The sequence below is a fragment of the Xanthomarina sp. F2636L genome (assembly GCF_026410195.1).
Classification (GTDB): domain Bacteria; phylum Bacteroidota; class Bacteroidia; order Flavobacteriales; family Flavobacteriaceae; genus Xanthomarina.
Genome location: NZ_JAPMLM010000003.1, coordinates 1 through 874 on the forward strand (window position 1 = coordinate 1; position 874 = coordinate 874).

At 37.0% G+C, this 874-nt stretch carries 1 protein-coding gene; it reads left to right on the forward strand.

The window, feature by feature from the left end; genetic code table 11:
- On the forward strand, positions 1 to 874 hold an 874-nt coding region (locus tag OS191_RS00015), incomplete at both ends, for an HYR-like domain-containing protein (RefSeq protein WP_524534352.1).

The window sequence follows — 874 nt, forward strand, 5'->3', positions numbered from 1 at the left end:
GGTGATATAGTTGCAACTCCAGTAGATTCAACTGATAATTCTGATCCTTGTAATGTAGTCGTTACACGTACTTGGACCTTTACTGATACTTGTAATAATACATCTAGTGTGTCGCAAATAATTACTGTTTCTGATACTACAGCACCAACAATAACTACAGTTGGAGCAGATCAAACTGTTTTATGTGATGGATTAGGTAATACCCAAGAGTATCAAGATTGGTTAAATTTACATGCAGGAGCAAATGCTGTAGATAATTGTTCTACAGTAAATTGGACTTATGAAATTTTAAGCTCTACGGATCAATGTGGAGCAACATCGAGAACTTTAGTTAGATTTATTGCAACTGATGCTTGTAATAATTCTAGTACAACAACCGCTCTTTTCACTATATTAGATTTAATTCCACCAACCATTGATGTTCAAGCAGAGGATTTAACTGTAGAATGTGATGGTACTGGTAACTTAAACGACCTAAATAACTGGTTAAATAATAATGGTGGAGCATCTGCTTCTGATGTATGTGGTAATGTTACGTGGTCGAATAACTTTACGGGGCTTTCAGACGATTGTGGCCAAACTGGGTCTGCAACCGTAATCTTTACTGCTACAGATGACTGTGATAATGCAGTAACAACAACAGCTACATTTACTATTGAAGATACTATTGCTCCTATAGCTCCGGCTGCTCCAGCTGATGTAACAGTAGAATGTCTAACAGATATTCCTGCTCCTATTGATTTAACAGCAACGGATAACTGTGCTGGTGATGTAGTTGAAACTCCTGTTGACTCAACTGATAGTTCTGATCCTTGTAACATAGTAGTTACACGTACTTGGACCTTTACTGATTCTTGTAATAATACATCTAGTG